Below are 14697 nucleotides of genomic sequence, written 5' to 3'. Positions count from 1 at the left end.
GAGATCGCCCTCACGCGGCGGCCCCGTAGTCCTCGGTGTCGACGTCGGCCGCGGGCCCCGGTGCGTAGCGCGGCCCCGACACGGTCTCGTTGCCGATGAGAGCGCCCGCCCGGTCGATCACGCCGGGGTCGATGGCGAGAGCGGCCGCGGCGAAGTCCTCGCGCATGTGGTCGATGCGGGTCGTCCCGGGGATCGGCACGACGTGCTCGCCCCGCGAGAGCAGCCACGCCAGCGCGAGCTGCGCCGGCGTGCAGCCCGCCTCAGCGGCGAGCGCGCGCCATTCGGGCAGCAGGGCCGCGTTCGCGACCCAGTTCTCGCCCTGGAACCTCGGCATGCCCCTGCGGATGTCCTTGGGCGCGAGCTCGGCGGGGTCGTGCACGCTGTCGCTCAGGAAGCCTCGGGCGACCGGCGAGAACGCGACGAACGCGACGCCGGATGCCCGCGTCGCCTCGAGCATGCCGAGTTCCGCGTTGCGGCTCCAGAGGGAGTACTCGTTCTGCACGGCGGCGATCGGCGCGACGTCCCGCGCCTCGCGCAGGCGCGCGACCGACACCTCGCTGAGCCCGATCGCGCCGATCTTGCCCGCTTCGACGAGCTCTGCCAGCGCAGCGACGCTCTCGCCGATCGGCATCGACTTGTCCCACCGGTGCAGGTAGTACAGATCGATGTGATCGACCGCGAGGCGCGACAGCGACGCGTCCACCTGCGCTCGCAGAGTCTCCGGCCGCCCGTCGATCGTGCGCTTGCCGTCGACGAGCGCCATGCCGCCCTTGCTGGCCAGCACCACCTCGTCGCGCCGTCCCGCGATCGCGCGCCCCACCAGCTCTTCGTTGCGGCCGCCGCCGTAGAGCGTCGCCGTGTCGAGGTGCGTCACGCCGTCGTCGAGCGCCGCCCGCAGCAGGGCGAGCCCCTCCTCCTCCGAGGGGGGAACGCCGTAGGCGTGGCTGAGGTTCATGCACCCCAGACCCATGCGAGGGAGCATCACGCGAGCTGCTCCTCCAGCGCGCCGAGCACGCGGTAGCAGTCGATGACCTGGCGGATCGACGAGTTCGGCTCGCGGCCCTCGCGGATCGCGGCCACGAACTCGCGGTCCTGCAGCTCGATGCCGTTCATGCTGACCGCGACGTCCGAGACGTCGATCTGCTCCTCCTTGCCGGTGAACAGGTCGTCGTAGCGCGCGATGTAGGTCGCCGTGTCGCCGATGTAGCGGAAGAACGTGCCGAAGGGACCCTCGTTGTTGAACGAGAGCGACAGCGTGCAGATCGCGCCCGACTCGCTCTTCAGCTGGATCGACATGTCCATCGCGATGCCCAGCTCGGGGTGGATCGGGCCCTGGATGGCGTTCGCCTGCACGATCTTCCCCGCCTGGTAGGCGAACAGGTCGACCGTGTGGGCGGCGTGGTGCCAGAGCAGGTGGTCGGTCCAGCTGCGCGGCTCGCCCTTGGCGTTGGTGTTCGTGCGGCGGAAGAAGTACGTCTGCACGTCCATCTGCTGCACGCCGAACTCCCCGGCCGCGATGCGGTTGTGCACCAGCTGGTGCGAGGGGTTGAAGCGGCGGGTGTGGCCGACCATCACGACGCGGTCGGACGCCTCTGCCTGGGCGAGCGTCGCCTCGGCGTCGGCGAGCGAATCCGCCAGCGGGATCTCGACCTGCACGTGCTTGCCGACCGCGAGCACGGCCTGGGTCTGGCTCGCGTGCACGCCCGTCGGCGTGGCGAGGATCACGGCGTCCACGTCGTCGCGCTCGAGCACGGCGTCGAGGCCGACGACGGCCGTCGGCACGCCGTACTGGTCGGCGACGGCCTGCGTCTTCTCCTGCTGCGTGCCGCTGACGACCGTCACGACGGCGTCATCGATGTTCGCCAGGCCGTCGAGGTGCTTCATGCCGAAGGCGCCGGTGGCTCCGACGACGGCGATGCGGGTCTTGTCGCTCACTCGGTGGTCTCCTCGGGGTTCGCGCCGGCCGACGCCGGCTCGGAAAGGTGGGGCGCCGCGGGGTTGCTGATCACCAGGTGACCGACCGCGGTGTTGGACGCGGGCACGTGGTAGAACCGGTGGTCGACCACGGGTTCGCCGCCTTGGAACTGATCGTCCATCGCGCCGCGCGCGATCAGCCAGTCGACGAGCTCGATGCCCTCGGAACCCGCCTCGTCGACGTACTCCATGTGCGGCCACTCGGTCAGGCCCAGCGGGTCGGCGATCAGGTGGTCGAGGAATGCGTTGTCCCATTCCTTGTTGATCAGGCCGGCGCGCGGGCCCTGGAGCTGGTGGCTCATGCCGCCCGTGCCCCAGATCTGCACGTTCAGCTCCTCGCCGTCCCACTTGTCGATCGCGCGGCGCAGGGCCTTGCCGAGCTCGTAGCAGCGGCGCGCGGAGGGCACCGGGTACTGCACGACGTTGACGGCGAGCGGGATGACCCTGGTCGGCCACTGCTCATCCGGGCCCAGCTCCCCGTAGGTGAGCGAGAGCGGCACCGTGAGGCCGTGGTCGACGACCATCTCGTTGACGAGCGTCAGGTCGAAGTCGTCCTGGATGATCGACTGCGCGAGGTGCGCCGCGAACTCCGGGTAGCCCTTGACATCCGGGACGGGGCGAGGGCCGTAGCCCTCGTCCGCCACGGGGTACTCCGCGCCGGTGCCGAGGACGAAGGTCGGGATGATCGAGGCGTCGAACGCGGTGGCGTGGTCGTTGTAGACGAGGATCACGACGTCGGGGGCGTTGTCCTTCGCCCACTTGCGGGTCCACTCGTAGCCGTCGAACACGCGCTTCCAGTAGGGCTCCTCGGTCTTGCCGAGGTCCATCGCCGCACCGATGGCCGGCACGTGCGACGTGAACAGCGCCGAGGTGAACTTCGCCGGTGCGTCGGGGCGCATCGTCTGCGCCTTCTCGTTCGACGGCGGCGTCCAGCCGTCGAGGTCCTTGAGGCGGTTGCCCTCGGGCCTGCGGCCGCCGCCGACCATCATGTCGCGGTACGCGGCCTCCGTCATCCCGGTCATGGAGCCGGCCATCTGCTGGAAGCTCATGCCGTGCGTGGCGCCGATCTTGGCCAGGAAGTAGATGTTGCCGCCCTCGGCGATCATCGTGTTCATGTCCATGTCGAGCACGGCCTGCTTCTGAACGGGGTTCAGGTTCCACTCGTCCAGGTACGCCGACTGGTCGGCCAGGAACCGCTCGCGGTTCTCCGGCTTCATGAGCGACATCGCGAACTGGTTGAGGTTGTACCCCTTGCGCGCCTGCTCGGCGTCGTAGATCGTCGTTCCCGGTATGTCCTTGTAGGGCTTGTCCAGTGTCATCGTCATTCTCCTTCGAGTGCGTCTTCCGGCCAGTACAGGCGACGGGGATTGTCGACGAGGAGCTTGCGCTGCAGGTCGTCCGTCGTCGCGATCCGGGGGATGTAGTCGACCAGCAGCCCGTCGTCGGGCATGTGGTCCTTGAGGTTGGGGTGGGGCCAGTCGGTGCCCCACAGCACGCGGTCGGGGAACTCCTCGACCACGCGTCGGGCGAACGGCACGACGTCGGTGTACGCCTGCTGCTCGCCGTCGAGCGCGCGCGGCCCCGTGACGCTGAGCCGCTCGGGGCACGAGACCTTGGTCCACACGTTCTCGTTCTCGCGCATGAAGCGCAGGAACAGGCCGAACTCCGGCCCCTCCGGGTCCTTCGACACATCGGGGCGGCCCATGTGGTCGACGACGACGGGGGCCTGGATGCCCGAGAAGAAGTCGTACAGCTCGGGGAGGTCCTCGGCCTCGAAGTAGATGACCACGTGCCAGCCGAGCGGCGCGATCTTGGCGACGATCTCTTCGAGCGAGTCGGTGGGCACGCGGTCGACGAGGCGCTTGACGAAGTTGAACCGGACGCCGCGGACGCCCGCCTCATGCAGCCGCTGCAGTTCGTCCTCGGCCACGTCGCGGCGGACCGTCGCGACGCCGCGGGCGCGGCCCTCGCTGCGCTGCAGCGCGTCGACGAGGGCGCTGTTGTCTGCGCCGTGGCACGTCGCCTGCACGATCACGTTGCGGTCGAAGCCGAGCCGGTCGCGCAGGGCGAACAGCTGCTCGGCCGAGGCGTCGCACGGCGTGTACTTGCGCTCCGGCGCGAACGGGAACTCGCCCCCCGGCCCGAAGACGTGGCAGTGCGCGTCGACGGCGCCGGGAGGCATCCGGAACGTCGGGACGCTGGGGCCGTCGTACCAGTCGAGCCAGCCGGGGGTCTTATCGAACGGCCCTGTGGTGTCTCCGTGCGCCATCAGTCCTCCACGTATTCCAGGCCGGCGGCGGCGAGCGGCTCGCGCATGCCGTACAGGTCGAGCCCGAGCACGCCGTCGCGGAACTGCTGCCGCTTCGCCTCCTCGTTGTCCTCGCGCTTGCGCGAGGCGTCCGCGACGGCTCCGACGAGCTCGCGCGGCACGACCACGACGCCGTCGACGTCGGCGACGACCACGTCGCCGGGATTGACGAGCGCGTTGGCGGCGACGACGGGGATGTTGACCGAGCCGAGGGTGGCCTTGACCGTGCCCTTCGAATTGACGGCCCGCGAGAACACCGGGAAGTCCATCTTCTCGAGGTCGGCGACGTCGCGGACGCCGCCGTCGATCACGAGGCCCTTGCAGCCGCGCGCCGTGAGCGACGTGGCGAGCAGCTCGCCGAAGAAGCCGTCCTCGCTCTCCGTCGTGCATCCGGCGACGAGGACGTCGCCGTCCTGTACCTGCTCGGCGGCGACGTGGAACATCCAGTTGTCGCCCGGCTGCAGCAGCACCGTGACGGCGGGGCCGCACATCTTCGCCCCGTGGTAGGCGGGCCGGATGTAGGGGCGCATCAGGCCGACGCGGCCCATCGCCTCGTGGATGGTCGCGACCCCGAACTCGGACAGACGTGCCACGTCATCCGGGTCGGGCCGCTCGATGTTCGTACGGACGATGCCGAGGTTGTTCAGGCGCATGCTTTCCTTCTCTCAGAGCCCGCGGGCGGTCAGGGCGCGGTCGAGCCGCGGGTACACGCGGCGGGCATTGCCCTCGAAAACCGACTGGCGCTCGTCGTCGCTCAGGTTCGGCGTGGCGTCGACGTATCGCCTGGTGTCGTCGAAGTAGTGCCCCGTACGCGGGTCGACGTCGCGGACGGCGCCGATCATCTCGCTCGCGAACAGGATGTTCTCGGTCGGGATGACGTCGGTCAGCAGGTCGATGCCCGGCTGGTGGTAGACGCAGGTGTCGAAGAACACGTTGTTCAGCAGGTGCTCCTCGAGCTCGGGCTTGCCGAGCGCCATCGCGAGGCCCCGGAAGCGCCCCCAGTGATAGGGCACCGCGCCGCCGCCGTGCGGGATGACGAGCTTGAGCTCGGGGAAGTCGCGGAACAGATCGCCCTTGAGCAGCTGCATGAACGCCGTCGTGTCGGCGCCGAGGTAGTGGTCACCCGTCGTGTGGAAGACGTCGGGCCGGCACGTGGTGCTGACGTGCACCATGGCGGGGATCTCGTACTCGACGAGCTTCTCGTAGATCGGGTACCACGAGCGGTCGGTCAGGGCCGGGGCGCTCCACCTGCCACCCGATGGGTCGGGATTGATGTTGACCGTGACGGCGCCGAGCTCTTCGACCGCGCGGGTCAGCTCGTCGAGCGTGGTCCTCTGGTCCTCGCCGGGTGACTGCGGGAGCATCGCCCCCATGAGGAACCTGTCGGGGAACAGCGAGCTCACGCGAGCGACGAGGTCGTTGCAGATGCGCGCCCAGGTCGTGCTGACGGCGAGGTCGCCGATGTGGTGCGCCATGAACGAGGCCCGGGGGCTGAAGACCGTGACGTCGCTGCCTCGCTCGTCCATCAGCCGCAGCTGGTTGGCGCTGATGGTCTCGCGGATGTCGTCGTCGCTGATGCGGAGGGCCGCCGGATCGGGTGCTTCCCCGTCACCGTTCGCGAAGGCGATCTGGAGGTCGCGCCACGCGCCCAGCTGGGCGGGCGCGGTCGTGTAATGCCCGTGGATGTCGATGATCAACGCGTGTCGTCCTTGTCACTCGGCGGCTGTTGCTGACGACTCTAGGTCCGGGGTTCTATATAGTCCAATAGATACGAACGGCCGTCTCCATAGAGAGGATCGATGCGTGACGCTCGCCGATCTGAACCAGCTGCGCACCTTCGTCGTGCTCTACGAGCTCCGCAGCGTCACGGCCGCGGCGGAGCGGCTGCACGTGACCCAGCCGACCGTCAGCTACACGCTGCGGCGCCTGCGCGAGCGCTTCGCCGACGAACTGTTCCGGCGCGAGGGGCACGACATGGTGCCGTCCGCGAAGGCGACCGCGCTGTTCGGTCCGCTGCACGAAGCGCTCGCGCAGATCGACGCGACCGTCGGCGATCCGGATGCGTTCGAGCCCTCCGGGTTCCGCGGCGAGCTCACCCTCGGGCTCACGTCGATCGGCGAGCAGACGTTCCTGCCGCCCGTCATGGAATCCCTCGCGCGGCAGTCGTCCCGCCCGCACCTGCAGGTCGAGCGCGTCGATGCCGACCAGGTGGAGGAGAGCCTCATCCGTGGCTCGATCGACCTCGCCATGACGGTGTCGATGATCGGCAGCCCGCGCCTGTGGCGCACGCACGTCCGGGCCGTCGAATACGTCGCGCTCACCTCGACCGAGCATCCGCTGCCGGAGGCAGGGCCCGACATGTTCGCGGGCCGCCACTTCGTGCGCGTCTCGGCGCGCGGCGGCCACGTCTTCCCCCTGCAGGCGCTCACGGAGCACGGCCTCATGCCGCAGGTGACGCTCACGGTCGAGGAGTACGCGACGGTGCCCGCCGTCCTGCAGGCGACGGACCTGGTCGTGCTCCTCCCCCGCCACGTCGCCGAGGTGTTCTGCGGCTGGTTCTCCGGGCTCCGGATCACCGACCTGCCCTGGCCGGCGCAGAGCACGCCGGTCTCGCTCTACACCCGGCGAGACGCGAGCCTCTCACCGGCGCAGCGGTGGTTCCGCTCGGTTGTCGCCGACGCCGTGATCCCCGACGTCCACCGGCCGGGCTGAGTCCGACCGCGCCGCCCGGGTCAGGGGCGGGGCTTCCTGTTCCAGCTCGCCTTCGCCGGCGTCATCGGGCTGCGCACGTGGATGGCCCAGGTCGAGTGCGGGTGGATGCGCAGCAGCGCCGTCTCGTAGAACGACACCGCCTCCTCCGTGAGCGCCGGCAGGACGGCGTCCTTGTCGGCGGTGTCCTCCGCTCGCGGGCGCAGCGCCTTCCACACCAGCTGCACCTCGGGCGCGCCCGTCGGGACGCCGTCGATGTCGATCACGGCCCTGTCCCACGGCAGGTTCAGGCGAGGGTCGCGCTTGTAGACCCAGGCCCGCGGGGAGCCGTCCTCTGCGTTGACCTGGAGGACCCATGCGCCTTCCGCGTCGTCCCGGATGAGCACCGGCTGCACGTCCGCATCCTCGGGCGCCTCGGCGAAGGGGATCACATCATCCTCCCCCTCGCCCGGCGCCCATGCGCTGTAGCCGGCGGGCAGCCCTGCCACGAGGGCCGCCAGATCGGATGCCACGACACTCGCGTCGACATTGGGGCGGGGGCGGATCGCCCGCCCGAGCCAGCGGTCGAGCGCGGCCCCTCCCGACAGCCACCAGCGGACCCCCGTGGGACCGAGCAGCCGGGCGACGCCCTCGGCGTCGAGCGGATCCCAGGACGAGGCGGAGGCGGCAGTCGGCATGCATCGAGGCTACCGCTCGCGGAACGGGGCAGCGGCCGCCGGGCCCGCGGCGGAACCCGCGCATCCGCATTTGCTCTTTCCCTATCCCGATAGGTATGGTGACCGCCGAGCGCAAGGCAGCGCCCCGAGCCCTACCGAAGAAGGTATCCACGCTTATGTCACACACCCTCAGTCGGCCGCGCGACCTGCGGAACCATCTCGAGCACGCCCGGATGGGCTTCTACCAGTGGGCGATCGTCGCGTGCGCCGTGATCCTGAACGCGAACGACGGCTACGATGTCGCAGCCATGTCGTTCGTGTCGGTCCACGTCGAGGAGGAGTTCGCTCTGAGCGGGTCCGAGCTCGGCACCGTGATCAGCGCCACGCTCATCGGCATGGCGATCGGCGCGTTCGCGATCGGCCGGCTCGCCGACATCGTCGGGCGGCGCTGGACCGTCATCGGCTCGGCCGTCGTGTCGACGGTCGGCATGTTCCTCGCGGCGTCGTCGACCGACGTGCTCCAGCTCGGCATCTGGCGAGTGCTCACGGGCCTCGGCGTGGGCGGAATCCTCGCGAGCATCACGGTGCTCACGTCGGAGTTCTCGAGCCGCCGCTGGCGCGGCATGGCCATCGGCCTGTACACGGCCGGCTACGGAGTCGGCGCGTTCCTCGGCGGCATCGCCGCGAACTCGCTCGAGGCGAGCTACGGGTGGCGCTCGATCTTCCTCGTCGGCGCGAGCGCGAGCGTGCTCGTCGTGATCGCCCTGATCGTCGTCGTGCCCGAGTCCGTGCAGTTCCTCGTGACCCGTCGCCCGGCATACGCCGACCGCGAGCTGCGCCGCATCGCCCGCCGCGTCGGCTTCGACCCTGAGCGCTCGTCGCTCGCTCACATGACCGACCTCCCCGCCGAGGCGCCAAAGTCGCGCCTGGCCGACCTGTTCCGAGGCCGCCTGCTCCTGATCACGCTCCTGCTGTGGCTGGCGTTCTTCACCGTGATGTTCGGCTTCTACTTCGTCAACTCGTGGACGCCCCGCCTCATGGTCGAAGCCGGGATGACCGCGGAGCAGGGCGTCGTGATCGGCATGGCCCTCGCGATCGGCGGTGCCGTCGGATCCGTCCTGTACGGAGCCGTCGCCGTGCGCTTCAACCAAGAGTCCGTGCTCATCGCGTTCCTGCTGCTCTCGGCGGCGACGATCGTCGCGCTCGTCGTCTCGACGCCGTTCCTCGCGCTGGCCTTCGTGCTCGGCGTCGCAACCGGGATGCTCGTGAACGGCTGCGTCGCGGGGCTCTACTCGGTCGCGCCCGCTCGCTACGGCGCCCTGACCCGCGCGACGGGCGTCGGCTCCGCCCTCGCGGTCGGCCGCATCGGCGCCATCTTCGCCCCGATCGCCGGTGGAGCCCTGCTCGACCTGGGCTGGACCAACGTCGCGCTCTACTCCAGCACGGCGGTCCTGCTCGTCCTGGGCGCCGTGGCGGTCACGGTCCTCCGCCGCGTCCCCGAGGCCGCGGACGCCTGAGCTCCGGCGGCGCCGCGTCCGGAAGCCCCAAGGGGGCACCGGATGCGGCGCCGTTCCATGACAGATGTCACGCCCATGGGGGCCGCATCGTCACTCCCCCGCGGCGGCGCGGCGCCCATAGGCTCTCGTCGTACGAGCAGGACGCGGAGCAGGAGGAGATCGGACATGGCGCGGAAACCCCGGCCCGGTGACGGCAAGGTGCTCCCGCGGTACCGGTGGTGGCAGGTGTTCTCGCGGTCACTCTTCCATCTGAACCGCAGCGGCCCCGACGGCGCCGTCGAGGTGTGGTCCGTGGACGTCCGCCACGGCGGCGACGCCGACGGCGAGGTGTGGGCGCGCCTCTATCGCGACGGGCGCAACGAAGCCAGGTCCAAGCTCCCCGCAGCATTCCCGCTCGCGGACGGCGTGCTCCAGGTCGCCGCCAGCGCCTACGGCATGAAGCGCTGCCGATTCGTCGCGCAGGACGGCAGCACGCGGACGCTCACGCCCGACCCCGCGTCCGCCGAGGGCCTCCGCGCACGCCTGGATCGCACCCACCCCGCCCTGAGCCGCTCGATCGGCGCCGCCTCCGTGGCCATCCTCGTCGTCGCGCTCGTGCTCGGCGCGCCGCAGATCGCCGAGGACATCACGCGGATCCCCATCGTCGCCGACCGCGTCGGGACGTTCGTCAGTCCGATCCAGCTCCCGTTCTGGGCCAACATCTCGCTGCTGCTCGCCACGATCGCGGCGAGCAGCGAGCGGGCGCTCCGCCTGCGCTACAGCTGGATCCTCGACGGCGGGGCGTTCGACGGGGACGTGTGAGGCGTGCACCGGAGACGCGCCCCGCAACGACGGCGATGCCCCCTCGGATGAACTCCACTCCGGATCCGGGCGAGGCCGCACGTGCCCGTTCGATGGCTTGGACGGAGGGGTCCACCCCCGTTACCGCATATCCGCGCACAGTCAGCGCGCGCGCCAGCTGCCCCGTACCGCATCCGATGTCGAGTGCACGCCGCCGCTCGAGCGCGAGCTTCGGCAGACTGCCGAGGACGGCATCGAGCTCGCGATCCGCCAGTTGGCGGAACTCGCGCCCGGTGGCGTACAACTGGTCCCAGGCATCGTCGTCACCGCCCATACGTCAAGACTCTCATCCGTATCGCGTGTGATGAAGGACTTCGGGCCTGATGGAGCGACAGGATTCCGATCGAGTCGTCGTGCTGGGTGCTGGAGCCCGCCCACCAGCCGCATCACTGCGGGTTGCATCAGACCTTTGTGTTGTGACGCCCCGTTCGTCGGGTGGTTTGCGGGCCCTCTTCACCCCTCATCGGCAACTGCCGCGCGCGGAAGCAGCGGCACTGCCAGGAGGCACAGAGCGGCGACGACGAGGATCACGATGAGGGTGGTCGTCATCGCCGTGACAGTGCCGCTGGCGAGGGTGCCGATGAAGATCGTCGTGACGAGGGCAGAACCGATACCGTTCGCGATCTGTTGGATAGCGCTGAGGGAACCACTGGCGGAGCCGGCCTCTTCGGGCTTCAGATTGCCGAGCGCGGTATTGAAGACCGAGTTGAAGCATATTCCTGCGGCGATCCCGAGAAGGCTGGTCGCAATGAGGTTCTGCCACCAAGTCACCTGGACCCCGGAAGCGAGCACGAACACGAGCAGTAAGCCGGTGCCGAGCAGCGTGGTGAGCATTCCGATGAGCACGAGCCGCCGGCCGAGCCCCAGGATGAGCGCGTTAGCGATGCCGGAGCCGACCATGATGCCGACGGTGAGCGGGATGAGGTTGAGGGATGTCTCGGTCGGGGTGTAGCCGAGGCCGAGTTGGAAGAAGAGGCTGATGACGTACATCAGTCCGCTGAAGCTCGCGAAGACGCAGAGACCGACGATGAGCCCGGACGTGAAGCCACGGTTGGTGAGCAGGCTGCGCGGGAGAAGGGGTTCGTCGGCCCGAGCCTGCCGCCATCCGAACAGTGCCAGGAGTGCGACGCCGACAATGACGCTGCTGATCGTGAGCGTGCTCCATCCGTCCGACGAGCCGGTGACGAGCCCGAACAGGAGGCCGAACAGCGCGAGCGCGAGCAGGACGCTGCCGATCAGATCGATGCGCGTCGAGTCGCGCGCGGGCACTGCAGGAAGGTAGCGGAGGGCGAGAAGGAGAGCAACGCCTCCGAGAACGATGTTGATGAGGAAGATCGGACGCCATCCCAGTCCGAGGATGTTGGCGTCGATGATCAGTCCTCCGAGGATGGGGCCCCCGACAGCGAAGACGCCGAGCAGCGGTGCGAAGACGGCGAATGCCCTCTGCAGCATGGGCTTCGGGAACGTCGCGGCCATAATGGCCATGCCCTGCGGGATGAGCAGAGCACCGAATGCTCCCTGCACGACCCGCGCGGCGATCAGCACTCCGGCGGACGGGGCCAATCCCGCGAGTGCGGAACCGACGACGAAGCCGATGAGCCCGGTGAGGAACGTGCGGCGCTGGCCGAACTTGTCTCCGACACGCCCGCCAAGGACAAGGAGAGAGCCCAGCGCGAGCGCGTAGGACGCGCCGAGCCAGGGGATGACGCCATCGCCCACTCCCAGCTCCTTCACGATCGAAGGTGCCGCGACGTTGGCGATCGTCGCATCCATGAGGTCCATCGCATCAGCGAGGAGGACGACGATCAGGGTGAGCCAGACGGCTCGGGTGGACAGGGGCGGCGTTTCAGTGGTGATGGTCATGGGAACTCCGATCTCAAGCGACGAACACGATCGTAACGAACATGTTCGTGACGATCAAGATCGTCGATTGCTATGATCGGTGCCATGACGACGCGGATACCCATCAGCAGGCGCGAGCGGCCCGCCAAGCCGGCCCTTTCACGCGAGGCGATCGTTTCGGCCGCGCGCCTCGTCCTGGAGCGCGATGGCGCGGAGAAGCTGACGATTCGGCGGGTCGCCGACGAGCTCGATACAGGCCCCGCCTCGCTGTACGTCTACGTGAAGAACGTCACCGTGCTGCACGCGCTCTTGATCGACGCGCTGCTCGCTGACCTCGACCTCGCTTGGGAGGACACAGAACCCTGGCGCGAACGCCTTCACCGTGTGATCGAGGACTACATCGATCTCCTCACAGCTCACGGAAACCTCGCCCGCTCTGCGCTGTTCGTGTGGCCCGACGGCCCCCACTACCTCAGCCTGATCGACCTGCTTCTGCGACTCCTGCGTTCCGGCGGTGTCGACGACCAGCCCGCCGCGTGGGGCATCGACATCCTCCTCCAGCACGCCAGCATCACCGCAGCCGAATGGGCGGCGCGCGCTTCCGGAACTGGCCAGGAAGTCAATGAACTCGCCACCACGCTTGCTTCGGCGGACCCTCAGCGCCAGCAGACGCTTTCAGCGTTCCCCACGGAGACATTCACGCGAGGAAGCCCTCAAGTACGTCAGCGATGGGCGCTCGACGTGCTGCTCGATGGCATCGCTCGTCATCACCCCTGAGCGGATGCTCGCCCGACTTCAGCAGCCTTTTCAGTCCGACGGCGCGCAGATCCCGCCGAGGATATAGCCCGTCCTGCGGTCATAGTCGTCGCGGGAGGGGCGCACGCGAGCGTGCTTCAGCGCGAGCGCGTTGTCCATCGCGAGCGCCTGAAAGTCACCCGGTGTGACGCCATCAGCCAGGATGCCGGCGATGTGCCCTTCCGCGACGAGCTCGCCGTGAAAGGCATCCCCGGCATGACAGAGCGCCATGAGCGGCTCAGAGTCAGGAAACTCCTGCAGCAGGACGTCATTGACGGCGGGCAGCGAGTACTGCAGGCCCCGAATCGCACGAACGTAGACCTCGACTCGCCCCCGCGCTCCTTCGACCGACCGCGACTCTTCGATGACACTCACCAGTTCCGCCGCCACGACATCGTCGATGACGGCGTCGATCAGACCAACCCGCCCACCGAAGCGATTGAAGATCGTCGCCTTGCTTACGCGGGCCGCAGCCGCCACGTCTTCGAGCGGCACGGACAAGCCGCGCTCGCGGAACACCTGCACCGCAGCCGCACGGATACGTTCGATACTCCGACGAGCATCAGCCCGGAGCTTCAATGGAGCAGCCATACCTCAGGCACCCTTTGCGATCAACGATTCAACTTGACCAGCTTGGTCAAGTTCATGCACCATAGTACCCGGGCGACAAGGTGACTCACGGAGTCAATTTATCGAGCCGCTGTGACGACCGCACGCACGAGATGTACGAAAGGACGTCGTCTTGATCATCGTGACTGGAGCAACGGGTGTGCTCAACGGAGCCACCGTTGAGCACCTGCTGAAGCGAATCCCCTCGAGCCGCATCGCGGCGAGCGTGCGAGATCCTCGACGCGCCCAGCACCTGGCTGACCAGGGTGTCCGCGTACGACAAGGCGCCTACGACGACCCCGATTCTCTGCGCGAGTCGTTCGCCGGTGCGGAACAGGTGCTGTTGGTCTCCTCGAGCGACATCACAGCCAACGTCGTCGCACAGCATCGAACCGCGATTGACGCGGCAGTCGAGGCAGGAGCAGAACGGGTCCTGTATACGAGTGCACACGGAACAGGCTTCGACACGCCCTATCCGCCGCTCGCCATCCACGCCGCCACGGAGCAGCACCTTGCGTCTTCGGGCATCGCATGGACCGCCTTGCGCAACGGTTTCTACGGCGATCTCAACCAGTTGCTCGGCCCCTGGCGCGAGACGGGAACCATCGCGAAGCCCGCCGACGGTCCCTTCTCATGGGTCGATCGCCGCGACGCGGGAGAAGCCGCGGCTGCGATCCTGACCGACGAGTCTCCGCTCGACGGGCCTGTGAACCTGACCCTGCCGAAGCCGGTCACCCTCGCAGACTTCGCGTCCGCGGCATCGAAGCTCACAGGACGCCGGATCGAGCGCATCGTCGTCGGCGACGAGGAGTGGGTCGCCGGCGAGATTTCGAATGGGGTTCCCGAGCAGGCCGCGCGCTTCGCACTTTCGATGTTCCAGGCAACGCGAAGCGGTCACTTCTCAGAATCTGACCCCGCGCTTGTGCGACTGCTGGAGAGGGAGCCTCGCAGCATCGCACAACAGCTCGCCGACCACATGCTCGCTTGAACAGGCGGTCCTGAACGCCATCGATAACGCGGTCACCCTGCGTGGTGACGTCGCCGACTGCGTGGTTCACGGCGACCGGGGCAGCCCGTTTCGCGCTCGGAAAGCGGTCCGGACGCTGACTTGCCACGAGCTGGTCCGATCGATCGGCCACGTCGGTGCAGGCGGCGACAACGCGGTGATGGAAACGTTCTTCTCACTCCGGCGGAAGACCGTCCTCCGCCGACGCTCCTGGGCGCCGTGGGAGGGACTGCGGATCGCAATCGTGATCCGGGCCCCAACGCCCCACCACCGACGTCGACGGCAGGCGCGTCTGGGGAAGCTTGCCCCGCACGGATCGAAACCAGGACGAGACCGTCGACCACCCTCGCTGTCTGACTAGCCGCTGCCACGTATCCGTTCGGCAGCCCCAGTCGGACAAGACCAGCCGATCCCGATCGCCGGAACAATGACCCGAGACAG

The 14697-nt window shown here is 68.6% G+C and carries 14 protein-coding genes and 1 pseudogene; 5 read left to right on the top strand and 10 right to left on the bottom strand.

From position 1 onward, the window contains the following. Positions 1–10: 10 nt before the first annotated feature. From C0010_RS12305 to C0010_RS12280, 6 genes are read right to left on the bottom strand one after another with little or no spacing between them, the layout of a single operon-like run. The gene (locus C0010_RS12305; protein ID WP_105567386.1) at positions 11–982 is read right to left on the bottom strand and encodes an aldo/keto reductase; all 972 of its coding nucleotides are present in this window, start codon (positions 980–982) and stop codon (positions 11–13) included. Further along, positions 982–1935, bottom strand: a complete 954-nt coding sequence (locus C0010_RS12300; protein ID WP_105567385.1) for a Gfo/Idh/MocA family oxidoreductase — start codon at positions 1933–1935, stop codon at positions 982–984. Before C0010_RS12300 ends, C0010_RS12305 begins: the two co-directional genes overlap by 1 nt. Continuing rightward, the gene (locus C0010_RS12295; RefSeq protein WP_105567384.1) at positions 1932–3293 is read right to left on the bottom strand and encodes a protocatechuate 4,5-dioxygenase subunit alpha/beta; all 1362 of its coding nucleotides are present in this window, start codon (positions 3291–3293) and stop codon (positions 1932–1934) included. Before C0010_RS12295 ends, C0010_RS12300 begins: the two co-directional genes overlap by 4 nt. Before the next feature lie 2 nt (positions 3294–3295). Next, on the bottom strand, positions 3296–4243 hold the full coding sequence (locus C0010_RS12290; protein ID WP_105567383.1) for an amidohydrolase family protein: 948 nt from the start codon (positions 4241–4243) through the stop codon (positions 3296–3298). Further along, a complete protein-coding gene (gene ligK / locus C0010_RS12285; RefSeq protein ID WP_105567382.1) occupies positions 4243–4935 on the bottom strand; it encodes a 4-carboxy-4-hydroxy-2-oxoadipate aldolase/oxaloacetate decarboxylase in 693 nt (230 codons plus the stop codon). Before ligK ends, C0010_RS12290 begins: the two co-directional genes overlap by 1 nt. A gap of 12 nt (positions 4936–4947) precedes the next feature. After that, positions 4948–5979: an amidohydrolase family protein gene (locus tag C0010_RS12280; RefSeq protein WP_105567381.1), complete on the bottom strand. Its 1032-nt coding sequence runs from the start codon at positions 5977–5979 to the stop codon at positions 4948–4950. Between the two features lie 106 nt (positions 5980–6085). Between C0010_RS12280 and C0010_RS12275 the strand changes: the two genes are divergently transcribed. Then, positions 6086–6994 carry a LysR family transcriptional regulator gene (locus C0010_RS12275; RefSeq protein WP_105567380.1) on the top strand — a complete coding sequence of 303 codons (909 nt, stop codon included), beginning with the start codon at positions 6086–6088 and terminating at the stop codon, positions 6992–6994. 20 nt (positions 6995–7014) lie between these two features. Here C0010_RS12275 and C0010_RS12270 read toward each other — a convergent pair whose 3' ends face one another. Beyond that, the gene (locus C0010_RS12270; protein ID WP_105567379.1) at positions 7015–7668 is read right to left on the bottom strand and encodes a hypothetical protein; all 654 of its coding nucleotides are present in this window, start codon (positions 7666–7668) and stop codon (positions 7015–7017) included. Positions 7669–7823: 155 nt separating this feature from the next. Here C0010_RS12270 and C0010_RS12265 point away from each other — a divergent pair, with 155 nt between their 5' ends. Together C0010_RS12265 and C0010_RS12260 are read left to right on the top strand one after the other, a co-directional pair. Further along, complete coding sequence (locus C0010_RS12265) at positions 7824–9164, top strand: MFS transporter (protein WP_105567378.1); 1341 nt, start codon at positions 7824–7826, stop codon at positions 9162–9164. A 165-nt stretch (positions 9165–9329) separates the two neighbouring features. Next, the gene (locus C0010_RS12260; protein WP_105567377.1) at positions 9330–9965 is read left to right on the top strand and encodes a hypothetical protein; all 636 of its coding nucleotides are present in this window, start codon (positions 9330–9332) and stop codon (positions 9963–9965) included. Positions 9966–10014: 49 nt separating this feature from the next. On the opposite strand, the pseudogene C0010_RS12255 reads toward C0010_RS12260, so the two are convergent. Both C0010_RS12255 and C0010_RS12250 read right to left on the bottom strand, forming a co-directional pair. Continuing rightward, a pseudogene (locus C0010_RS12255) lies at positions 10015–10278 on the bottom strand (class I SAM-dependent methyltransferase); the annotation flags it as partial. Between the two features lie 179 nt (positions 10279–10457). Further along, positions 10458–11867 (bottom strand): MFS transporter, encoded by a 1410-nt coding sequence (locus tag C0010_RS12250; RefSeq protein WP_105567376.1) that lies wholly within the window; start codon positions 11865–11867, stop codon positions 10458–10460. An 84-nt stretch (positions 11868–11951) separates the two neighbouring features. Between C0010_RS12250 and C0010_RS12245 the strand changes: the two genes are divergently transcribed. Beyond that, positions 11952–12623, top strand: a complete 672-nt coding sequence (locus C0010_RS12245) for a TetR/AcrR family transcriptional regulator (RefSeq protein WP_105567462.1) — start codon at positions 11952–11954, stop codon at positions 12621–12623. 30 nt (positions 12624–12653) lie between these two features. Here the strand turns inward: C0010_RS12245 and C0010_RS12240 are convergent, their stop codons facing one another. After that, a complete protein-coding gene (locus C0010_RS12240) occupies positions 12654–13232 on the bottom strand; it encodes a TetR/AcrR family transcriptional regulator (RefSeq protein WP_105567375.1) in 579 nt (192 codons plus the stop codon). A 160-nt stretch (positions 13233–13392) separates the two neighbouring features. On the opposite strand from C0010_RS12240, the gene C0010_RS12235 reads away from it, so the two are divergent. Next, positions 13393–14238 carry an SDR family oxidoreductase gene (locus tag C0010_RS12235; RefSeq protein ID WP_232531950.1) on the top strand — a complete coding sequence of 282 codons (846 nt, stop codon included), beginning with the start codon at positions 13393–13395 and terminating at the stop codon, positions 14236–14238. Positions 14239–14697: the final 459 nt, after the last annotated feature.

The sequence above is a fragment of the Microbacterium halophytorum genome, from assembly GCF_002970975.1.
Lineage (GTDB): Bacteria > Actinomycetota > Actinomycetes > Actinomycetales > Microbacteriaceae > Microbacterium > Microbacterium halophytorum.
This window is presented reverse-complemented; position numbering and strand designations above follow the sequence as displayed.